The following is a 21,618-nucleotide window of genomic DNA, read 5'->3' on the forward strand; positions in this document are numbered from 1 at the left end:
GGGGCCTGATCGGCCCGGTGAATCGGCGGATGTTCACTGCCAGAATCGGGCGACGGGCCAAGGGCCAACAACCGACAAGGAGGGGACTGCGCCATGAATCGATTCCTGAGCTGCCTGCTGGGCGGCGCCTTGCTGGCTCCGGCTGCCTTCGGCGCCCCGCCCGCAACGCCCGCCGCGGCACCAGCCCCCGTATCGGCAGCAGCGCCGGCCGATCCCGCCTCCAGCATCCGCGAAGTCGAAGCCGCCGTGCGCGCCTGGGCCGCGGCCTGGTCAGCCCGGGACGTGGTGCGCTACCTGGCCGCCTATGCACCCGACTTCACGCCGCCGCGAGGCCAGGACCGCAAGGCCTGGGAGGCGGACCGCCGCGCGCGCATTACCGACAAGACGACCATCAGCGTGAGCATCGACAGCCTGGTCATCAGCGTCCAGGGGCAGGCGGCCAGCGCGAGCTTTCAACAGACCTACAGCGCCGACAAGCTGCGCGAGAAGAGCCGCAAGACGCTGGAATTGCAGCGCGTGGGCAACCAGTGGCTCATACGCAAGGAAAGCGCGGGCTGAAGGCCAGCCGCGATTGCCCCTGTAAGGCAAACGGTTCATGAAGATGTCACCACTTGCAACGATGCTGCAGCCCTCGATTCCCGAAAGCTGTGGCTGCCATGTTTCCCACCAAGACCGACAAGGCGCGCGACGAACTCCAGGGCGGACAGCGCACGCTCAGCCAGCGTGAGCGCGCCCTGCTGCTGATGGCCGATGGCCGGCGCTCGCTGACCGACTTCAGTCCGCTGTTCTCCAACCGGGTTGAAGCCGAACAGGCGATCCAGGCGCTGGTGCAGCGGGGTTACCTGCAGGCCCCGCAGGCTGCTGCTGCGGCACCGGCGCCCGCACCGGTAGCAGCCCCCGCCCGGCCCGCGCCTATCGCCGCCGCCGAGCCGATCCAGGTCGCCACCACCTCGGCCGACACCTTCGACGGCAAGCGCTCGCTGGCCACCACGCGCATGTTCCTGTTCGACATCTGCGAGCGCATGTTCGTGCGGCGCGACCCGAAATTCGCGCTGCAGATGCGCGACGCCCTGCGCGAGGCCCGCGACCGCGAGGCGATGCTGACCATCGCCGCGCTGATGCTCACCGAGATCGAGAAAACCGCCGGGGTGGAGCGGGCCGAATCGCTGCGCGAGCGCATCGACAAGCTGCTGCCGCCGGCCGAAATCATCCACTGACGCCGAACCCCGGCCCCGCGCGATCCACTACACTCGCCAGGGTCAGGAGAGAGCCCCGCGTGCCGGGGCCGCCGAAGGCGCAGGGGTTTCCCGAACGCTCAGGCAAAAGGACTGACAAGGCGCCGGTGAACACCGGCGTTTCCTTGCTGGAGAGAGGCCGTTGCAGTGAAAACTGCCCATCGGCCCACCGAAGGAGCAAACCCCGATCGTGGGGCGAATCTCTCAGGTAAAGCGGACAGCAGGGGTGGCCCATGGCTTGCGTCATGGATTTCGTCTGCCCCTTTGGAGTGCCCCGTGGCTGCTTCTTCCGCCCCCGCTACCGAACTTCTCAAGACGCCGCTGTACGACCTCCACGTGGAGCTCGGTGCCCGCATGGTGCCCTTTGCCGGCTATTCGATGCCGGTGCAGTACCCCGCCGGCCTGATGGCCGAGCACAAGCACACGCGCGACGCGGCCGGCCTGTTCGACATCTCCCATATGGGCCAGCTGCGCCTCGTCGGGCCCGATGCGGCGGCGGCTTTCGAAACCCTGATGCCCGTCGACGTGGTCGACCTGCCCGCCGGCAAGCAGCGCTACGGCCTGCTGCTGAACGACGAAGGCGGCATCCTCGACGACCTGATGTTCTTCAATGAAGGCAACGGCTCGATCTTCGTGATCGTCAACGGCGCCTGCAAGGTGGCCGACATCGCCCACATCCAGCAGAAGATCGGCAGCCGCTGCCAAGTGCAGCCCCTGCCCGACCACGCCCTGCTCGCGCTGCAGGGCCCGCAGGCCGCGGCCACGCTGGCGCGGCTGTCGCCCGGCATCGAGCGCTTCGTGTTCATGACGGGCGGCGCGGTGCAGATCGGCGGCATTGCCGCCTTCGTCACCCGCAGCGGCTACACCGGCGAAGACGGATTCGAGATCTCGGTGGCCGCCAAGGACGCCGAGGCGCTGGCCCGCCTGCTGCTGGCCCAGCCCGAGGTCAAGCCCATCGGCCTGGGCGCGCGCAATTCGCTGCGGCTCGAAGCCGGGCTTTGCCTCTACGGCAACGACATCGACACCACCACCACGCCTGTCGAGGCCTCGCTCAACTGGGCGATGCAGAAGGTGCGCCGCACGGGCGGCGCGCGCGAAGGCGGCTTTCCAGGCGCGGCAAAGATCCTCGCGCAGCTTGCCGTAGCTGCCGCAGGCGCTGCCGGCCACACCGACCACGACACGCTGAAGCGCAAGCGCGTGGGCCTCGTCGCCCTCGAACGCATTCCGGTGCGCGACGGCACGGTGCTGCAATCTTTCGAAGGCCATGACATCGGCATCGTCACCAGCGGCCTGCTCGGCCCGACGGCCGACCGCTGCATCGCCATGGGCTACGTGGCCACCGCCTTCGCCGAGCCGGGCACGCGCGTGCAGGCCATCGTGCGCGGCAAGCCGGTGCCGATGGAAGTCTCGACGATGCCTTTCGTGCCCACCCGCTACTACCGCGGCTGAGCCTGGTCGACAGGCTAGGCTCTGCACCCCGATTCATTTTTTCCACGAGGAGTTTTTCCATGAGCATCAAGTACACCAAGGACCACGAATGGGTGTCGGCCGAAGGCGACGCAGCCACCGTCGGCATCACCGTGCATGCGCAGGACGCGCTGGGCGACGTGGTGTTCGTCGACCTGCCCGAAGTCGGCAAGACCTTTGCGCAAGGCGAAGTTGCCGGCGTCGTCGAATCGGTCAAGGCCGCGGCCGACGTGTTCATGCCCGTGTCGGGCGAGATCACCGAAGTGAACGAAGCGCTGCGCGCCGATCCGTCGCTGGCCAACAGCGACCCGCTGGCCGCCGGCTGGTTCTTCAAGGTCAAGCTGAGCGAGCCCGCGCAGCTCGACGCCCTGCTGGACGCGGCCTCCTACGACAAGTTCGCCGCCGAATCCTGATCCGCTGAGTTCCTCAGCCACCTTCCTTCTTCTCCCCGAGCCCTCACCGCCATGCCGACGCCCGCCCTTCCCTCTTTGCAAGAACTAGAGAACGCCGAAGAATTCCTCGCCCGCCACATCGGCATCGATGCGGCGGACGAGGCGCGCATGCTGCCGGTGATCGGCTCGGAAACGCGCGCGGAGCTCATCGACGGCATCGTGCCCGCGGCCATCCGCCGCGCAAAGCCGATGCGCCTGCCCGCACCGGCAACCGAAGCCGATGCGCTGGCCGAGCTGAAGGTGATGGCGTCGAAGAACAAGGTGTTCAAGAACTTCATCGGCCAGGGCTACTACGGCACGCACACGCCGGGCGTCATCTTGCGCAACGTGCTCGAAAACCCCGCCTGGTACACCGCCTACACGCCCTACCAGGCCGAAATCTCGCAGGGCCGCATGGAAGCCCTGCTCAACTTCCAGACGATGGTGTGCGACCTCACGGGCATGGCCATCGCCAACGCCTCGATGCTCGACGAGGCCACGGCCGCAGCCGAGGCCATGACGCTCGCCAAGCGCAGCGTGAAGAGCAAGAGCAACGTGTTCCTGGTGTCGGGCGATTGCCATCCCCAGACCATCGAAGTCATCAAGACGCGCGCCGCGCCTCTGGGCATCGAAGTGAAGGTGAGCACCGTGTCGGAAACGCTGCCGCACCTGATGGTGAGCGGCGAGTTCTTCGCCGCGCTCGCACAGTACCCCGCCACCACCGGCCACGTGCACGACCTGCGTCCGCTCGCGGGCCACGCGCATCAGTGCGACGCCGCCCTCATCGTCGCGGCCGACCTGCTGGCGCTCACGCTGCTCGTCGCACCCGGTGAATTCGATGCCGACATCGTCTGCGGCACCACGCAGCGCTTCGGCATGCCGCTGTGCAACGGCGGCCCGCACGCCGCCTACCTGGCCTGCCGCGACGAATTCAAGCGCTCGCTGCCGGGCCGCCTGGTCGGCGTGAGCGTCGACACGCACGGCCAGCCCGCATACCGCCTCGCACTGCAGACGCGCGAGCAGCACATCCGCCGCGAGAAGGCCACGTCCAACATCTGTACCGCGCAGGTGCTGCCGGCCGTGGTGGCCAGCATGTACGCCGTGTACCACGGGCCCGATGGCCTCACGCGCATTGCGCAGCGAGTGGCAGCGCTCACGGCAATCCTCGCCAAGGGCCTCACGCAGATGGGCCGCGAGCCGGTCAACACCACCGCGTTCGATTCACTGACCATCCGCACCGGCGAAGACACGCCGGCGATCATCGAGCGCGCGCAAGCCGCCGGCGTCAACCTGCGCCAGCGCCTGCAACAGCACCTGGGCATCTCGCTCGACGAGACCAGCACGCGCGCCGACGTCGAAACCCTGTGGAGCCTCTTCGCGCCCGCCGGCACGCAGGCGCCGCGCTTCGATGACCTGTCGGGCAGCACCACGCCGCTGATCCCCGAAGACCTTCGCCGCAGCAGCGCCTTTCTCACACACCCGGTGTTCAACACCCACAAGAGCGAAACCGCGATGCTGCGCTACATCCGCAGCCTGTCGGACAAAGACCTGGCGCTCGACCGCAGCATGATTCCGCTGGGCAGTTGCACGATGAAGCTCAACGCGACGAGCGAGATGATCCCCATCACCTGGCCCGAGTTCGCCAACATCCACCCCTTCGCACCGGCTGACCAGCAGCAGGGCTATGCCCAGCTCGACGCCCAGCTGCGCGCCTGGCTGTGCGAAGCCACCGGCTACGCGGGCATCAGCCTGCAGCCCAACGCCGGCTCGCAAGGCGAGTACGCAGGCCTGCTGGCCATCCGCTCGTTCCATGAAGCCAAGGGCCAGGGCCACCGCAACATCTGCCTGATTCCGTCTTCCGCACACGGCACCAACCCCGCGAGCGCGCAGATGGTGGGCCTGCAGGTGGTGGTGACGGCCTGCGACGCGCAGGGCAACGTCGACATGGACGACCTGAAGCGCGCCTGCGAAAAGCACAGCGACAAGCTGGCTGCAGTGATGATCACCTACCCCAGCACGCACGGCGTGTTCGAAACCCGCGTGAAGGAACTGTGCGAGCTGGTGCATGAACACGGCGGCCGCGTGTATGTCGACGGCGCCAACATGAACGCGCTGGTCGGCGTGGCTGCGCCGGGCGAGTTCGGCGGCGACGTGAGCCACCTGAACCTGCACAAGACCTTCTGCATTCCGCACGGCGGCGGCGGCCCCGGCGTGGGCCCGGTGTGCGTGGTCGAAGACCTCGTGCCATACCTGCCTGGCCACGCGACGGCCGGCGTGCCGTCGAACGGCGTGGGCGCCGTGTCGGCCGCACCGCTGGGCAATGCGGCCGTGCTGCCGATCAGCTGGATGTACTGCCGCATGATGGGCGCCAAGGGCCTGCAGGCTGCGACCGAAACGGCCATTCTCAGCGCCAACTACATCAGCGCGCGCCTGAAGGACCACTACCCCACGCTGTACGCGAGCCCCAACGGGCACGTCGCGCACGAGTGCATCCTCGACCTGCGCCCGCTGAAGGACACCAGCGGCGTCACCGCCGAAGACGTGGCCAAGCGCCTGATCGACTACGGCTTTCACGCGCCCACGCTGAGCTTCCCCGTGCCTGGCACGCTGATGGTCGAGCCGACCGAGAGCGAGCCGCTGGCCGAGCTCGACCGCTTCATTGACGCGATGATCGCCATCCGCGGCGAAATCCGCCGCATCGAAGAAGGCGTGTGGCCGAAGGAAGACAACCCGCTCAAGCACGCGCCGCACACGGCTGCGAGCCTGCTCGGCACCGAGTGGAGCCACCCGTACTCGCGCGAACTCGGCGCGTTTCCGCTGGCCGAACTCAAGAACGCGAAGTACTGGCCGCCCATCGGCCGCGTCGACAACGTGTACGGCGACCGCAACCTGTTCTGCAGCTGCGTGCCCGTGGACGACTACAAGGAAACCGAAGAGGCCTGACGAAACCCGAGAAGGCGGGCGGCAACCCAGCGGCCCTTCTATGGCGGGGATTCGCGACGATAGGTCGCCCACTTCACGGTCAGGATGTCTGCAGCGATCTTGGCGGCATTGACGCCCGCATAGGCTTCGGACGGATCGAACTGGAATGCCTCCTGGTATCGCTTGACCTGCGCATAGTCCTGGTCGAAAGTCATCGGACCCATGAGTTCGGCAGGATCGGTGCCCGCTGGAAGCGCGAGGAATTTCTCCGAATCGGTTGCACTCTGGTAGAGGTCGACGCTCATCAGGTTCATACGGGTGTCCTCGAGGTTTTGATTTTGAGAACAAAGCCTCAGCGACATCCGTGCAGCACGCAATCGGTCCGCGCCTACACAGCGCGCCGGAGGAATGCTCACGGGCGCCCGTGTACGTCGGGCGCCGTGCGGCGTCAGGGTTGCTTCTTCTTCGCCACGTCGCCCGTGGCGATCTGCTGGCGCAGGCCGCGCAGGCTGGTCTTCACCTTGCGCTCGTTCTCCGGCCCCATGCGCACCATGATCTTCTGGCCGGAAGACAGCGACTCCAGCTTGGGGTCAGCGTATTCATAGCGCACCCACGGCCGGGTCGAGGGCACGTCACCCTTCACCTCGACCAGCCGCACCTCCACCGGCCCCTTGGGCTCGGGCGCCTGCAGCAGATGGTCGATCACGGCAATGAGCCGGTCGTTGAAGTAGCGGCCCGGATAGCCCAGCTCTTCGTACGCCTGCTGGAACAGCGGATAGAGCTTTGCGTACACGGCCGCCGCCTTGGCCGGGTCGACCGACTCGGCCAGCAGGACGACGGCGTTGTAGCGCGCGGCGTTGTTCGCGGCAATCGTCTGTACCTGCCCCTGCTGCCCGTCGGTGATGAAGCGCTGGCCCGTGGGCAGCACCGGCCATGCGCTGGGCGGAGCCTGTTCGCGCGCGAGGTTGTCGACGGTGGTGACGAAGCGGCGCACGATGCCGTCGGGGTGCATGTACGCTGCAACGTTCTTGCCGCCGAACAGTTCGATCAGCGCCTTCGTCACGCGCGCATCGGAATCAGGCAGCTTGGGCAATGCCGCATCGGGCGGGGCCAGTGCATCCATGGGGTTCTGCGGCTCGGCGGACGCTGCCGAGGGCGGCGCCGGTGGTGGCGGCGGTGCGGGCGCGTCATTGGGCGCCGCGGCCACTGGCACGGGTTCTGCCAGCATCTGCTGCTGATACCAGCGCCAGCCAAGGTAGGCAGTCCCGAGCAGCACCAGCACGAAGGCGACGATGGCGCCTATGGGCATTTCGCGGCGGGGTCTGAACTCAGGGGCGTCGCGCGTGTCGCTGTCGGGCTCGGGCATGAGGTGGGTTTCCTTGTGCGGGAATGTCGGGGAAGCGAACGGCTATGGTGCACCAATTCGGGCTGCGCACCAGCCTCGTCGTCGTAACGCCCTGTGACGCGCCCGCCGCGCGGAAGTTCGCACGCTCAGCCCGCGAGCCGCACCACATGCGCCTGCCGCGGATCTACCTTGCCCGCGTGCAGGTCGGCGATCACGGCTTGCGCATGCGCGAAGCCCTCGCCTTGTGCCAGCGTCATCCATCGATTGCCGGGCCTGCTCAGCTCGGCGATGAAGCTGCCTTGCGCCTCGTTGAAGCGCCGGTTGACCTCCTGCGGGCCCCAGTCGGCATTGCGCTTGCGAATCTGCACGGGGGCGAAGTAAAGCTTGGGCGTCGGGCCGGGCAGCGAGGTTGTGTCACCGAGAAATTCCGTCTTCTGCGCGGAGCCCGCATAGCAGTCGTACACCAGCGCTTCGCCGAAATGGTGGTGAATGGTCGCGCGCAGGTCGTCGTTGCCCGAGAAGTCGACGTACAGCGTGGGCACATCGGCCGGCAGCGCCGTCACTTCTTCATAGCTCAGCGTGCGGTCGTAGCAACCCAGGCTCTCCACGAAAGCGCGATTGGCGTTGGACGTGGCCGCGATCAGCTGCAGCCCTTTGCGCTCGCGCAGGCAAAAGGCCGTGCCGAACGCGGTCTTGCTCGACGCGCTCGACACCACGACCTGCTTCGCGCCGAAGAAGGCGCTGTCTTCCAGGAAGTCGGCCAGCATGAACGAGGTGATGAACAGCGGGCGCACCAGCATCTGGTAGTCCTCCAGCGCGGCGACGTAGCCCGCGTCGTTGCTGCAGCGCATGTACTGGTTGTAGGCCGACACCAACTCGCTGCGGTGCGGCGCGCCGTCGTAGAAGCCGCGCGGCGTTACGCGCACCGGCTGCATGCGCAGGTGGCTCGCTATGGGAAAGTAGCCGTAGAAGCGCTCGCCCACCGCCACGCCCTCCACATTCGAGGCGACCACATCGGCAAAGCCCCAGGCCGGCATGTGGCCCCAGTCGGCATCACCAGTCGGAAAGAACTGCCAATACTTCATGACCGCGTCGCCGAAAGCCGCGTAGGTGATGTTGTTGGTGGTCAGCGAGAAGCGGCCGATCTTCAGCAGCACCTCGCCGGGCTGCAGCTCGCCGGTGTCCTGCGTGGTCACGACACGGGTGGTGCCGAGGGCGTTCTTGCGCGTTTCGAGGCGGGTTAAAGTGAATGCGTTGTTCATTCGCAAACTGTATGGCGGCCCGTTTCCCGGCGGGTTCGGAAAACCGTCGATGCCGGACGCACCCCGCTCCAAGCCCCTGAAACGCCCCACGCAGGCACGCAGCAAATTCACCGTGCAGGCGATCTACGACGCCTTTGTTCGGATTTGGTCCGTGCACGGCTGGGAGGGCGTGACCACGCGCGCAGTGGCGCTGGAAACCGGCATCGCGGTCGGCACGCTCTACGACTACTTCCCCGACAAGGAAGCCCTGCTCTCGGGCTATGTGCGCCACTGCATCGAGGCGCTACTCGCGCGGCTCGATGCGGAAGTGATCGCACCGGCCGACATCGGCTGGCAAACGCGCGTGCAGCGCCTCGTGCGCATCACCTGCGACACTCGGCTCGAAGGGCTGCCGGCCTTCGACCACGAGATGCTGATGCTCGAACACCGCGTGGCGGAGCCCAAGCATCACCGCCGCGTGTACGACGAACTGGCTGACAGGTGGCTCAAGGCCTTTGCCGCTTGCACGGACCTGCAGCCGCAGCCCTCCCCCGCCACCATCCATGCGCTGCTGACCGCCGCATGGGGCGGCCGGCGCTATCGCCTGCTGGTGCAGCCCGAAGCGGGCAACGACGAGTGGGTGGCCGAGATGGAAGCGATGGTCATGGCGCGCTTGTCTACGAACTTGTCGGCGCGCTGAGCGATTGCAGCCACGCCAGCGTGGCCTGCAACTCGGCCGGACGGATCTCATGCGCACCCGGAAAGTCCGCCCCCGACAGCGCCACCGGCAACGTACGTGCGAACTCGCGCGTGGCCTGCGCAGCGCTCGGCGGAATCACGTTGTCGGCGCTGCCATGGCTCACCCACAACGCCTTGCCCTCGAAGGCCTCGGGCGCCGCGACGTGCGGCAGCACCTGAGACAGCAGCCGGCTGTGCCACACCATCGCGGCACGCACGCTCTCAGGCTTGGTCAGCAGCAGCGACAGCGCCATGATGCCGCCCTGGCTGAAGCCGCCGACCACCACGCGTTCTGGCGGCACGCCGAGTTGCTTGCCAGCCGAGGCGATCATCTCGCCGACCAGGAAGCGGCTTTCGCGCTCCTGCTCTTCGTCGATCCGGCGTTCACCGCCGGGCAGCACCTGGAACTCGAACCACGCGTAGGCGTCGGGCGACAGCACATAGGGCGCGCGCAGGCTCAGCACGTTGAACTGCGGCGGCATCATGCGCGCGAGGCCGAACAGGTCTTGCTCGTTGCTGCCCACGCCGTGCATCAGCACCAGCAGCCAGGGTTCGCGAACATCGGGTTGCGCGCCGTGCGCGAGAAACTTCAGGGGCAGATGCAGTTGGGTCATGGTTCGAAGCTCAATGAAATCCTTGTGCCAGCTCGCGCGTGACCTCGGCGGCAGGCAGCTCGCGGCAGCCCGTGGCGTTCTGCCCCGACCACAGCGGAGAGAAGTCGCCGTTGCCCTGCGCCTCGGCCTTGGCACGCAAGGGTGCGATTCCCGATGTGGCCAGCGGAAACTCCGGTGCGGCCGCGCCGATGGGCCCCAGCTCGCGCATCACGCGGTTCACGATGCCGCGCGCCGGCCGGCCGGTAAAGAGATTGGTCAGCGCCGTATGCCGCGCGGCCCTGCTCTTGAGCGCCTCGCGATGGAGCGCGCTCGTGGTTGCCTCGGGCGTCAGCAAGTAGGCCGTGCCAATCTGCACGCCCGCCGCGCCCATCGCCATGGCCGCGGCCACGCCCGCTGCATCAGCAATGCCGCCGGCCGCGATCACCGGCACCTTCACGGCGTGCACCAGCTGCGGCAGCAGCGCGAAAGTGCCGAGCTGCCGCGTCAGGTCATGCGACAGGAAATGCCCGCGATGCCCGCCGGCTTCCAGCCCTTGCGCAATGACCGCATCCACGCCGCGCGCTTCGAGCCACTGCGCCTCTTCGACCGTAGTGGCCGAAGCCAGCACCTTCGCGCCCCAACCGTGCACCTGCGCCATCAGCGCTTCTGACGGCAGCCCGAAATGAAAGCTCACCACCGGCGGGCGGAATTCGGCCAGCAAATCGGCCACTTCCGCGCTGAAAGGGTTGCGCCCCGGGCCGGTGGGAATGTTCGCCGCGTCGATGCCGAACTCGGCGTAATACGGTGCCAGCGCGGCACGCCAGGTCGCTTCACGTTCGGCGCTCGGCACCGGCGGGGTGTGGCAGAAGAAATTGACGTTGTAGGGCTTGCCGGTGCCCGCGCGAATGGCAGCGAGCTCGCTGCGCATGACGTCGGGGCTCAGCATGGCACCTGGCAGCGAGCCCAGGCCACCGGCATTGCTGACAGCAATGGCCAGCGCGCTACCCTGCACGCCGGCCATAGGAGCCTGAATGAGCGGAAGGTCCGTTCCGATGAGTTGTTGCAGCGTGGTCATTTGGAGCGCTCCTTGTTCGTGTGTCGCCGGGTGCCGGCCATTCTCCCGCCAAGCCGGAGGTTGCGGCGGCGGCGGGGTCATCATCGCCAAATGGCTTCGGCACAATCGCGCGCATGCCCATCCTGAACCCGACGCGGCCCGCTCACTCGCGGCCGCTGCAGCGCACCATTGCTGCTGCCATTGCCACCGCCAGCCTCGTCATGCTCGGCGGCTGCCCGCAGAAAGAAGAAGCCCCCGCTACCACCGCCAACGCGCAGCCGGACGAAGCCGCAGTGGCCGTGGCAACCGCCGAGGCCGTTGCCCCCGCCGCACCGCCAGCACCACCCGCACCACCAGTGCCTCGCCCCACCGCATCGGCCACGCTCAAGCGAGCCGAACTCATGGCGCTGGTGTTCCCCGACTCCCAGGGCCCGGGCGCCTCGCCCCGACAGCCCGACACCGTCTCGCTGCCCGAGAGGGCCAACGAGGGCAAGACAGTGCCCGGCAGCGAGGCCGATCAACAGGCTCAGGTGTCGCCGCGCGAGGTGGTGCGGCTGGACGATACGCACGCCGTCATGCTGACCGAGACCGTGCCGCTCGACGACCGGGGCGAGCCGATGAACGGCCACGTGAACGGCGCATGGCTCGGCGCCTACTTCTTCGAGCAGAGCGCCGAGGGCTGGAAACTCGCGAGCCGCAGCGACGCTGTCGACTACCTAGGCTTCATGGGCAACCTCGGCACCACCAAGGTCGAGCGCATCGCACCCCAGCGCTTTGCGCTGACCATTGCCCACGGCAGTTGCTGGCAGGGCTACTGCGGGCAGTGGCTGTCGGTGTATGGGCTCGAAGCGGGCAAGGTGCGCGTGCTGGCAAGGGGCATTGCGCTGTCGGCCACCAATGAAGGCGCCGACGAGTCCTGCGAGAAAGCGCCCAGGCCCGGCAAGTCGGAAGAGCCGCCACGTGGCGCGTGCTTCGACGTCAGCGGCACGCCGAGCTTTACGCTGGGCACCGACGAAGCGCCGGGCGAAATGCGCATCGCGTTCAAGGGCGAACGGACGAGCGGCACCAAAAACCGCCGCGTGCTCACCATCGACAGCACACTGGTCTATGCCTGGCGCAACGGCGCCTATGTGCTGACCGAAGGGCGCAACCCCGTTCCGTCGTTCTGACGGGCGAGCGCTGCGACACCAACCCCGCCAGTTATTCCTCGCTCGTCCACTCAACCTGCACGCCCAGGCTGCGCAGGTTCTCCACGAAGCGCGGATGCGCCCGGCGGATCGGTGCGGCGTTGCGGATCTCCGACTTGCCCTCGATGCTCGCCGCCACCATGAACAGCGCGATCGCCACGCGAATGATGTAGGGGCTCTCGACCACCGCGGGCGTCAGTGGATTGCCGCCGAAGGTAATGAGCCGGTGCGGGTCAGACGAGAACACGTGCGCCCCGAACTTCGAGAGCTCGCCCGTCCAGCCCAGCGCCCCGTCGTACACCTTGTTCCAGAACATCGCATTGCCCTGGGCGCGCACGCCCAGCGCAATGAAGATCGGCAGCAGGTCCACCGGAAAGTACGGCCACGGCGCCGCCTCGACCTTGGTGAGCACGTTGCTCGTGAAAGGTGTCTGCACCTTCAGCGGACCAGTGCGGATGGCACGCGACCAGCCGTCCGCATGCTCGATCTGCACGCCGAACTTGGCGAAGGTGCGGTCGAGCAGCGGAAAGTTTTCGGGGGCGCTGTTGCGCACGACCACGTCGCCGCCGGTGATGGCGCCCAGCGCCAGGAAGGTCGTGATCTCGTGGAAGTCTTCGTCGAAGCGAAACTCGCCGCCCTTGAGCGCGCCGTTGCCATGCACCGTGAGCCGCGAGGTGCCCATGCCCTCGATGCGCACACCGATCATGGCCATGAAGCGGCAGAACTCCTGCACGTGCGGCTCCGACGCGGCATTGGTCAGCGTCGAGGTGCCGCCCGCGGCGGCTGCGCACAGCACGAAGTTTTCGGTGGTCGTGACCGAGGCGTAGTCGAGCCAGTGGTCGGTCGGCGTGAGCCGGCCTTTGCTGCGCACCAGCAGCGAGCCCTCGGTGCGCTCGACCTCGCCGCCGAAGCGCTGGAACACCTCCACGTGCGGATCGATCTCGCGCACCCCCAGCGTGCAGCCCTTCACGTTGTCTTCAAGCCGCGCAACGCCGAAGCGCGCCAGCAGCGGCGGCACCAGCATGATCGATGAGCGCATCTCCTCGGGCAGCCGGTGCAGCGATGCGTCGAAAGTGGTCTCGCGGTGGTGCAGCTCGAGCGTGCCGGTCTCGTGGTCCATGTGCACATCGCTGCCGAGGGTGCGGAAGATGTCGAGGATCTTGCGCACGTCGGTGATGTCGGGCACGCCATGCAGGCGCAGCGGCTCCCAGGTGAGCAAAGTGGCACAGAGCACCGGAAGCACGGCGTTCTTGTTGGCGGAGGGGGTGATGCGGCCACGCAGCGGCGTACCGCCGTGCACGATGAGGTTGGACATGAAGAAGAAACAGAAACGGGGGGAGCGGGAGGCGGCGGGAAAAGGGTCGGAAACAGTCCGAAACCGGAGACGGGCACTTTACCGTCTGAAACCCGCATGTACGGGGCCGAAGTTGTAAGAACTTCAAAGCAGAAGCCACTGAGTTGGCAATTCTTTCGCATTACTGCACGCCAGCAAGTTCGGTCAGGACAGCCGGTTTGCGGTACTTCATGATCGCCGCATGGACAACCCGATGCCCCGCGAGCCCGACATATTCGTCCCCCTCATGGCCTGGATCGAGGAGCGGCTCGACGACCACCTCACGCTCGAACTGATCGCGCAACGCGCGGGCTTTTCGGCGTACCACTTCTCCCGGATGTTCACCGCCCGCATGGGCCGCAGTGTCATGGCGCATGTGCGCGGGCGTCGACTCGTGCGCAGCGCCCGCAGGCTCTGCAGCGAGCCCGACGTGAAGCTCATCGATCTGGCCCTGGATTGCGGCTTCGAATCGCAGGAGGCTTTCACGCGCGCATTCAAGCGCCTCTTCGGCGCGTCACCCGGCCGCTTTCGTTCCGGCTTCTCTCCTACCCCCATCGAAGGACAGTTTCCAATGAATTCCCCCAGCAGCACCCCCACGGCAGTGGCCCGATTGCCCGAATTGACCAGGCTCGAGGCGTTCCGCGTCGCGGGCCCATCCCGGCGCTTCGACGACGCGACGAAGTCCGACATTCCCCAACTGTGGTCTGCGCTTGTCGGTGCCTTGCCGCTGAAGGGCCAGGCCCCGAGCTGGGCGACGTACGGCGTGGTCTGGAGCGTGGACCAGGAGGCCGGGAGCTTCATGTACATGGCGGGCGTGGGCGTGGAAACCGACGGCGATCTCCCCAAGGGCTTCGAAGTGAAGGAGATTCCGGCGGCAACCTACGTCGTTTTTCGCATCGCCCTGAACGGGTCCGCGCTGCACCCGCAAGTCAAGAGCGCCATGGCGATCATCTGGGGCGAGTTGATTCCCGCCTCCGGCCTGCGGGTCGTCGACAGCCCCGACTTCGAGATGTACGACGGTCATTTCGCGCCCGACCAGCCAGGGGCCGTGATCGACTTCTACGTGCCCGTGGAAGCCTGAGCTCCCGGGCGGTGCCCACTCACGACGAACTTGTTACTCCCCCGCCGCGCCCTCGCTCGCCTAAATTGGTTGCACCCAGCCAGCCCCGCTGGAAAACAACCTCGAAAGGACAAGACAAATGAGCCACGCCTACACCGGCGGCTGCGCGTGCGGCGCAATCCGTTACGAGATCTCGGCCGAGCCCATCTTCCAGAACGACTGCCAGTGCCGCGACTGCCAACGCAAGAGCGGCACCGGCCACGGCTCGTACCTCACCTTTCCACGCGCCGGCGTGAAGCACAGCGGCAATGCCACGCTGTGGGACATGGTCGGCGACAGCGGCAACGTCAAGACCCGGGGGTTCTGCCCGAACTGCGGCTCGCCCGTGTACCTGACCTTTGCGGCGATGCCCGACGTCTTCACCGTGCACGCGGCAAGCCTCGACGACCCCGGCCGGTACAAGCCGCAGGCGGTTACATACACCGTGCGCGGGCACGGATGGGACTTTCTCGATCCGGCACTGCCCAAGTTCGACAAGATGCCGCCGATGTAAGCGGCCCCGCCCGCTCGCTCAGGGTTCTGCTACCGGCCCGGCAACTCGATCACCTCGCGCACCAGGTCGATGAAGGCTCTCAGCCCCGCCGGCACGTTGCGCCGGCTCGGGTAATACAGGCAGATGCCCGGGTAGCTTGGCGACCACTCTTCCAGCAGCGGCACCAGCCGGCCGCTGGCCAGGTCTTCTGCGACGTGGAACATCCCCATGTAGGCAATGCCCACGCCTGCGCGCGCCGCCTCCAGCATCAGCAGGGGCTCGTCGAGCGTGATGGGGCCGGGCACGTCGAGCGTCATCGCCTCGCCGTGGCGCGCGAACTCCCAGCGGTAAACGATGCCGCTCGAAAAGCGCCAGCGCACGCAGCGGTGCGCCATCAGGTCGTCGGGCACCTGGGGCGCGGGGTGCTTCTGCAGATATTGCGGCGATGCGACCACCACCATGCGCTGCTCGCCGCTCATGGACACGGCCACCATGTCGCGCGGCACGGCCTCGGCCAGGCGGATGCCGGCGTCGAAGCCCTCGGCCACGATGTCGATCATCCGGCGCTCGGTCACGATGTCTACCTTCATGTCGGGGTAGCGGCGCAGGTACTCCAGCACCACCGGCGCGAAGATCATCTGCGCCGCACCGACCGAACTGTTGAGCCGCAGGGTGCCGGTGGGCGTGTCGCGCAGCTCGTTGGTCGCCTCCATGGCACCGCGAATGTCGGCCAGCGCCGGCGCGATGCGCGCGATGAACTGCTCGCCCGCCTCGGTGGTGGACACGCTGCGCGTGGTGCGGTTGAACAGGCGCACGCCCAGCCGCGCCTCCAGCCCCGCCACCGTGGCGCTGAGGGCCGAGCGCGACATGCCCATGTCGACCGCCGCCGCCCTGAAACCGCCGTGCCGGGCCACCGCCAGCACCGCCTCCAGCTCTATCAATCCGCTGCTGTGCATGGTGGATTGTCCTGATTATCTGAATGACGCATGGTGATTTGGCCGGCTTCTCAAGTCAATGCTCGCGCCCTAGATTTGATTCAAGCCGGTTTTCCGCTCCGGCGAATCCAAGGAACACACCATGCGCAACATCGACCAGATCTACATCGACGGCGCCTTCGTCACCCCCCACGGGCGCGAACAGGCCGAACTCATCAACCCCGCCACCGAGGCCGTCATCGGCCACGTCACCCTGGGTGACCGCGAAGACACGCTGCGAGCGATTGCCGCCGCCAAGCGCGCCTGGCCCGCCCATGCACGCAGCACCAAGTCCGAGCGCATCGCGCTGCTGCACCGCCTGCATGCCGCGGTGCTGGCCCGCGCCGACGACATCAATGCCGCCACCACCGAGGAGTACGGCGGCCCCGTGTCCCGCGCCAGCTGGGTTGCACGGTATGCGGCAGAGGCCTTCCTGCTTGCGGCGAAGACGCTGGAGCAATACCCCCTCACCCGCCAGATCGGCAGCGCGCAGGTCGTGATGGAGCCGGTCGGCGTGGCCGGCCTCATCACGCCCTGGAATTCCAACGCCGGCTTCATCTGCAACAAGCTGGCCACCGCGCTGGCCGCAGGCTGCACCGTGGTCATCAAGCCCAGCGAGATGAGCGCCATCCAGACCCAGGTGGTCACCGAGGCGCTGCACGCTGCGGACCTGCCGCCGGGGCTGTTCAATATCGTCAACGGCCGGGGCGACGTGGTGGGCGCAGAGCTCAGCAGCCACCCCGACATCGCCAAGATTTCTTTCACCGGCAGCACTGCCGTGGGCAAGGCCATCCAGCGCGCCGGGGCCGACACCCTGAAGCGCGTGACGCTGGAGCTCGGCGGCAAGTCGCCCACCGTGGTGCTGGACGACGCCGACTTCGCCACCGCCATTCCCCTTGCAGTGACGGCCGGCTTCCAGAACAGCGGCCAGGCCTGCCTGGCCGGCACCCGCATCCTGGTGCCCGAACACCGGCTGGACGAGGCCATCGCGCTGGCCCGGACGGCAGTCGAGGCCGCGAAGGTCGGCGACCCACGCGACGCCGCGACCGAGATCGGCCCCATGGTCAGCCGCAAGCAGTGGGAGCGGGTGCAGGGCTATATCCGCAAGGGAACGGAAGAAGGCGCGCGACTCATTGCCGGTGGCGAGGGCCGCCCGGCCGGCCTCGACGCCGGCTTCTACGTGCGCCCCACCCTGTTCGCCGGAGTACGCAACGACATGGTCATCGCGCGTGAAGAAATCTTCGGGCCCGTGCTCTGCCTCATTGCCTACCGCGACGAGGAGGACGCCATCGCAATCGCCAACGACACGGTCTACGGCCTGCAGGCGGTGGTGCTGTCGGGCAGCGACGAACACGCCCTCGCCGTGGGCTCCCGCCTGCAGGCGGGCCGGGTGCTGATCAACGGCCTGCACCACGAGCCCCTGGCGCCCTTCGGTGGATTCAAACAATCGGGTATCGGCCGCGAATTCGGCACCTTCGGGCTGGAGGCGTATCTGGAGCCCAAGTCGGTGATACGGGCGGCCTGAACTCGAAGGCCTTCCCTACCCCATCAGCGCCTCGCACTGGACTTCGATACGGGCGTGGAGCAGGCCCAGCGTTACCGAGAGAAGCCGCTGCAGCGAGCCGCGCTGGCATGCATCGAAGAGCGGCGCGGGGTCTGCGTCGGACGAAGCGGCATCGCGCCGGTCTTCGTCCCAGGCGAGGAGCTGAACCAGCGTTTGCGCGCCCTGCACTACGTCGCGTGCGTCGTTCAGGAATGCGGCCTGGCTTTGTTGAGAAAAATCGAGTCGGTCGCCCTGGACCCATTCGAAAGGTTTGAACTGGGCGGTGGGTCGATAGAGCGCGCAAGCACAACGGGCGTTGGTGCTTGCGTCGTTTGAAGAAGCATTGGCCATGGGCCTCCCAAGGATGTCGATTTGCAAAAACCGACGCACCCGCTGCTAAACGAGGGCGGCAGCTCGAACGGGTTAGCAGACCGGGACATCCTTGCGGAAACCGGCAGGGCGCGAGCCCTCCCGTTCGAGCCGCCTAAAAAATAGGCGCAAACGAAAAAGCCGCAGACCATGTGCGGTAGCTGCGGCTTTCGTCGCAGGATGTCAGCGGGCTGCTAAACCCGGCCTCGCTTGTCGCGGGGCGGAGGCAATGTACGCGGTGTCGGTGGCGGCCGTCAAGTTTGGGAGGTTAAGGGAATTGCGCTGAAGTCGCCGGGTGAGTCGATGAGTTGCGCATCGATTGAGACAGCTGAACTCCCCACCACAAGAAAGAGGCCCTCCAGGGCCTCCTTTTACTCAGGGATAGGCTTGGCCTTCTTGTTGCCCGTGTCTTCTGGGTAAGCCTCAAGGGCTGCCAAGAACTGGGCTAGCTCCCGCTTTGGGAATGCTCGGGGCAACCGGTGTGTCACACCCATTTTCTTCAACCGTTTTTCAGCTCCATTTACTATGTGAGCCCAACGACCGTCCAACAGTACCAAGTTGGCCGACATGACCGCGCCGAACGCATGAACGAAATCCGAAGAGTCGTGCTCGCCAAAAACTGCCTTCTCGTCAACGACAAAATCGCGAAGCAAGGCGTTCATAACCAAGTCGCGCAACGTCGCGCCTAGCGCCCGTTTATCGATATTGGCAAACGCTACTTTTTCGGGGTCGGATTTCACTGAACCCACCGCCTTGGCAATGCCAATTTGGAGCTCTTCAAGAGCGCTCCTCACAATCGCTCGATTCTCGTCAGAGTCGCTGATAAGGCCGGCCATGGTGAGCTTGTTGCCGTTATCCAGCCAGCGACGAGCCAGCTCAAGCAGTATGAGGTTCTCTCGTTTCCCGTCTTCAGTGGATCTCCCATGAAGCTGTATGAAGCCGGGGTCTGCGCCGAAATCAGCCACAAACATTCGAGGAAGCGCTAGGTCAAAAAACTCTTCGGCGGCAATCGCTTGTTCGGTGTCGCTCACGCCACTGAACTCACCAAAGTTGTGTAGCGAGACGAGCAACGTACCGCCCGAGCGATGAAGGGCAGCTATAAAGCGGTCCCTCAGTGGCTTGTCCTCGGAAAACTGCCGCACGGCCCAATGGTCCATATAGACGACCGGCTCAAACAAGGTCTGGCGCATTTGCTGTTCACCAGCCTCGTCCTTAAAAAAGTAGATCATGCTTGGCTTTCTTGTTAGGTGTCCGTATCTGCGCGATGGCAGATGCTCATCTCTGCGCTACAAGCCGCCGCCGGGAAGCAAAAGTTGCTACGGCGGATTCGCTGCGTAGCCGCCGTCCAAAGGAGCTCCCTAGCATCTTCGTTCATCCAACAAGAGCATTGGGATTGACGGAAATGCCCTCGCACTGAAGTCGCATAGTTGTGTGCGCGATGCACCTCCTCCCCAGTCCTCAGCATGATCCGCTTGGCGCATCCTGTAAGCCTACCGATCGCCGTCGTTGTCGCTTCGGACAACTTGCCGCAACACACGTTCTGCCGATCGAATGCAGGCGCAGATCATCATCTCGCCGATCGTTCACCATAGATCCATTGCAGCCCATAGCTCTGTCGCGGGAACTCGCATTGGTCAACGTGTGCGTCTAAGCCCGCAAAATGAACCTTCCGCCCCACATGATCAATCCAAATGATGCTCCGCCCGCCGACCGGTACAAGCGCTTCCATTGATGACTTCCGCACTAGTGGCTGGAGAACTGCAGCCTGCGGCTCCGAGGATTCAGGCTACTTTTCAAGGTGGAACGGTCTCTGTACTGCCGCAGTAGTGGCCACCCAGGCCGGTGAATTCCCGAAAGCCAAGATTCTTTGGCTGCTCGGCGACGCGTGTTCCCTACGCATCGAGTCGAGCAACCTCAATGAGCCACTCGGCCCCTTCTCCAAGCAGTCTGGTCAGTCGTTTAGCTTGGCGGACTTTGACGACCTCGATATCGAGCTGTTCGATGCATTCCTCCCCGAGCTCGACGACGTCTTCCTGCGCGCCAGGATCGCGGACATCCTATGGCTACGCCGCCGGCCTCGCAAGATCCACGATGCTCTAACAGCCATCGACGCCTACCGAAGCACCGCCCTCAATTGCCAAGCATGGTTTATGCAGGATACGAAGGATTGCTGGCATAGAGCCATCACGCTCGCGCTTCAGATTCGAACGCCCGCCGAAGCTCTTCTTGCTGAAATGACAATGTCGCTCCTGTCTGCGATCAACTTCGAACTGAACGATGGTGATGCGGCTCATTCGATGGTTGAGACGCTGCTCGAGTATGGTCTCGCCGAAGAGCAACTCGGCAACTTGGCTGAACGGCTCATCCTGCGTTCACAACGCTTTTTGTCGTCGGAAGAAGGAAATCGCTTCTTCCTCGCAAGACACTACCTCTCCCTCGCCAAGCGCTGCCTCGGCCTGGATGAAGAGCCAGAACGATGCGCAGACGTCGACTGCCTTATCGCGCAGGCATTCGCCGACGAAGCCGCGGCGCGCATAGCAGGCGAGCATCGCAGCTATGTTGTAGCGGCGAGCTTCTACGCGGATGCTGTCCAAGCGTTGCTCGCCATCCCAAAATCTCTACGAGCTGCGCGGGGCGTAGACGAAAAGCTGAAAGTTCTTCGTCAGACGCAGAGGGAAGTGGCTATGCACTCGACAGGGGATTTTTTGCCAATGCGCGGCAAAGCTGTCGACGTCGAAGATATCCGCCGCAGCGTGCGCGAAGAGGTGTCAGGCAAGGACTTGTTGGAGGCACTTCTCGCTCTTGCCGAAAGCTGGCCACTGGCCTCACGGAGGCGAACCGAGGAGACAACACGGCAGCGGATGAAGGAGTTTTTCTTCAGTCGCCTATTTGCATCCGAAAAGCTTTCTAGCGACGGTCGAGTTATCGCCAGGAGCCCAGCCTCCGGCGATTTCACTCAGGAATCAGAAGCATCGAGCGAGGCGGTGTGGAACAAGATGGTTCAAGACCATGGGGTCCATATCCACTACGGCGTTCAGTCTTCTATCGTTCCTGCTCTCAGGCAGGTTTTGCTTGAGCACTTCATCAATGGCGAAGACTTGGTCAATATCGTCGCGCAGTCAGGAATGATTCCGGCCGAGCGCGTGCCTTTGGTAGCGAGGGGACTTAAGGCTGGTTTCGACGGGGACTTCATCGTTGCCTTGCACCTCCTAGTGCCTCAGCTAGAGCATCTGGTCCGAATGCACCTACAGAACAAGGGAGCAAAGACGATCACGACTGATGCTGAAGGTCTTCAGATGGAAGCTGGATTAAGCAGCTTGGTCAAGCTTCCCGAGATGGAGGCGGTGTTTGGTCCAGATCTAGCGTTTGAAATTCGCGCGCTGTTTTGCGATGGATTCGGCCCGAACCTCCGTAATGAGCTAGCGCATGGGCTGCTGGCCCCGGGCGCTCTCTTGAGTGCAGAGAGCATCTACGCTTGGTGGCTCATCTTCAGCACCATCTATCAACAGTATTGGTACCGAGACACAGCAAAAACCGCTACTGGCAAAGGAAAATAGACGCCGCTCGAAGGGCGTTCCCGCAGCGGACCACACC

General features: G+C 65.5%; 20 protein-coding genes and 2 riboswitches. Of the genes, 11 read left to right on the forward strand and 9 right to left on the reverse strand.

Going from position 1 to position 21,618, the window contains the following annotated elements; all coding sequences use genetic code 11:
- The first annotated feature begins 93 nt into the window (after positions 1-93).
- From ACZYSP_RS05700 to gcvP, 5 genes are all read left to right on the forward strand, one after another.
- On the forward strand, positions 94-558 hold the full coding sequence (locus tag ACZYSP_RS05700; RefSeq protein ID WP_093073256.1) for a L,D-transpeptidase Cds6 family protein: 465 nt from the start codon (positions 94-96) through the stop codon (positions 556-558).
- 98 nt (positions 559-656) lie between these two features.
- Positions 657-1,217, forward strand: coding sequence for a hypothetical protein (locus ACZYSP_RS05705; protein ID WP_093073254.1), 561 nt, complete (start codon positions 657-659; stop codon positions 1,215-1,217).
- A 33-nt stretch (positions 1,218-1,250) separates the two neighbouring features.
- Positions 1,251-1,341: riboswitch (glycine riboswitch) on the forward strand.
- A 12-nt stretch (positions 1,342-1,353) separates the two neighbouring features.
- Positions 1,354-1,466, forward strand: a riboswitch (glycine riboswitch).
- Positions 1,467-1,511: 45 nt separating this feature from the next.
- Positions 1,512-2,684, forward strand: a complete 1,173-nt coding sequence (gcvT, locus tag ACZYSP_RS05710) for a glycine cleavage system aminomethyltransferase GcvT (RefSeq protein ID WP_354338224.1) — start codon at positions 1,512-1,514, stop codon at positions 2,682-2,684.
- 59 nt (positions 2,685-2,743) lie between these two features.
- Positions 2,744-3,115, forward strand: coding sequence for a glycine cleavage system protein GcvH (gene gcvH, locus ACZYSP_RS05715; RefSeq protein WP_093055555.1), 372 nt, complete (start codon positions 2,744-2,746; stop codon positions 3,113-3,115).
- A 51-nt stretch (positions 3,116-3,166) separates the two neighbouring features.
- On the forward strand, positions 3,167-6,076 hold the full coding sequence (gene gcvP, locus ACZYSP_RS05720) for an aminomethyl-transferring glycine dehydrogenase (RefSeq protein ID WP_354338222.1): 2,910 nt from the start codon (positions 3,167-3,169) through the stop codon (positions 6,074-6,076).
- A 38-nt stretch (positions 6,077-6,114) separates the two neighbouring features.
- Here gcvP and ACZYSP_RS05725 read toward each other — a convergent pair whose 3' ends face one another.
- The 3 genes from ACZYSP_RS05725 to ACZYSP_RS05735 form a co-directional block, all read right to left on the reverse strand.
- Complete coding sequence (locus ACZYSP_RS05725; RefSeq protein WP_093055551.1) at positions 6,115-6,369, reverse strand: hypothetical protein; 255 nt, start codon at positions 6,367-6,369, stop codon at positions 6,115-6,117.
- 134 nt (positions 6,370-6,503) lie between these two features.
- Positions 6,504-7,421: a DUF3014 domain-containing protein gene (locus tag ACZYSP_RS05730; protein ID WP_097198878.1), complete on the reverse strand. Its 918-nt coding sequence runs from the start codon at positions 7,419-7,421 to the stop codon at positions 6,504-6,506.
- A 125-nt stretch (positions 7,422-7,546) separates the two neighbouring features.
- Positions 7,547-8,662, reverse strand: coding sequence for a DUF2855 family protein (locus ACZYSP_RS05735; RefSeq protein ID WP_354338220.1), 1,116 nt, complete (start codon positions 8,660-8,662; stop codon positions 7,547-7,549).
- 49 nt (positions 8,663-8,711) lie between these two features.
- Between ACZYSP_RS05735 and ACZYSP_RS05740 the strand changes: the two genes are divergently transcribed.
- A complete protein-coding gene (locus ACZYSP_RS05740) occupies positions 8,712-9,341 on the forward strand; it encodes a TetR/AcrR family transcriptional regulator (protein ID WP_489013089.1) in 630 nt (209 codons plus the stop codon).
- On the opposite strand, the gene ACZYSP_RS05745 is transcribed toward ACZYSP_RS05740, so the two are convergent.
- Both ACZYSP_RS05745 and ACZYSP_RS05750 read right to left on the reverse strand, forming a co-directional pair.
- Complete coding sequence (locus tag ACZYSP_RS05745) at positions 9,319-9,993, reverse strand: alpha/beta hydrolase (protein WP_093176315.1); 675 nt, start codon at positions 9,991-9,993, stop codon at positions 9,319-9,321. The genes ACZYSP_RS05740 and ACZYSP_RS05745 overlap by 23 nt on opposite strands.
- 10 nt (positions 9,994-10,003) lie before the next feature.
- Positions 10,004-11,047, reverse strand: coding sequence for an NAD(P)H-dependent flavin oxidoreductase (locus tag ACZYSP_RS05750; protein WP_093073240.1), 1,044 nt, complete (start codon positions 11,045-11,047; stop codon positions 10,004-10,006).
- Between the two features lie 113 nt (positions 11,048-11,160).
- On the opposite strand from ACZYSP_RS05750, the gene ACZYSP_RS05755 reads away from it, so the two are divergent.
- The gene (locus ACZYSP_RS05755; protein ID WP_093073238.1) at positions 11,161-12,195 is read left to right on the forward strand and encodes a hypothetical protein; all 1,035 of its coding nucleotides are present in this window, start codon (positions 11,161-11,163) and stop codon (positions 12,193-12,195) included.
- 31 nt (positions 12,196-12,226) lie between these two features.
- Here the strand turns inward: ACZYSP_RS05755 and ACZYSP_RS05760 are convergent, their stop codons facing one another.
- Entirely contained in the window at positions 12,227-13,528 is a 1,302-nt protein-coding gene (locus ACZYSP_RS05760) for a UDP-N-acetylglucosamine 1-carboxyvinyltransferase (protein ID WP_093055537.1), read from the reverse strand.
- A gap of 220 nt (positions 13,529-13,748) precedes the next feature.
- On the opposite strand from ACZYSP_RS05760, the gene ACZYSP_RS05765 reads away from it, so the two are divergent.
- Complete coding sequence (locus ACZYSP_RS05765) at positions 13,749-14,627, forward strand: AraC family transcriptional regulator (protein WP_093176323.1); 879 nt, start codon at positions 13,749-13,751, stop codon at positions 14,625-14,627.
- Positions 14,628-14,745: 118 nt separating this feature from the next.
- Positions 14,746-15,159, forward strand: a complete 414-nt coding sequence (locus ACZYSP_RS05770) for a GFA family protein (RefSeq protein WP_093073234.1) — start codon at positions 14,746-14,748, stop codon at positions 15,157-15,159.
- 29 nt (positions 15,160-15,188) lie between these two features.
- On the opposite strand, the gene ACZYSP_RS05775 is transcribed toward ACZYSP_RS05770, so the two are convergent.
- Complete coding sequence (locus ACZYSP_RS05775) at positions 15,189-16,094, reverse strand: LysR family transcriptional regulator (RefSeq protein ID WP_354338213.1); 906 nt, start codon at positions 16,092-16,094, stop codon at positions 15,189-15,191.
- Between the two features lie 121 nt (positions 16,095-16,215).
- On the opposite strand from ACZYSP_RS05775, the gene ACZYSP_RS05780 reads away from it, so the two are divergent.
- A complete protein-coding gene (locus ACZYSP_RS05780; protein ID WP_354338212.1) occupies positions 16,216-17,637 on the forward strand; it encodes an aldehyde dehydrogenase family protein in 1,422 nt (473 codons plus the stop codon).
- Positions 17,638-17,652: 15 nt separating this feature from the next.
- On the opposite strand, the gene ACZYSP_RS05785 is transcribed toward ACZYSP_RS05780, so the two are convergent.
- The gene (locus ACZYSP_RS05785) at positions 17,653-18,006 is read right to left on the reverse strand and encodes a hypothetical protein (RefSeq protein ID WP_354338211.1); all 354 of its coding nucleotides are present in this window, start codon (positions 18,004-18,006) and stop codon (positions 17,653-17,655) included.
- A gap of 389 nt (positions 18,007-18,395) precedes the next feature.
- On the reverse strand, positions 18,396-19,253 hold the full coding sequence (locus ACZYSP_RS05790) for a hypothetical protein (protein ID WP_354338209.1): 858 nt from the start codon (positions 19,251-19,253) through the stop codon (positions 18,396-18,398).
- Positions 19,254-19,718: 465 nt separating this feature from the next.
- On the opposite strand from ACZYSP_RS05790, the gene ACZYSP_RS05795 reads away from it, so the two are divergent.
- The gene (locus ACZYSP_RS05795; protein WP_489013673.1) at positions 19,719-21,581 is read left to right on the forward strand and encodes a DUF4209 domain-containing protein; all 1,863 of its coding nucleotides are present in this window, start codon (positions 19,719-19,721) and stop codon (positions 21,579-21,581) included.
- Positions 21,582-21,618: the final 37 nt, after the last annotated feature.

It is taken from the genome of Variovorax sp. F042 (assembly GCF_057814215.1).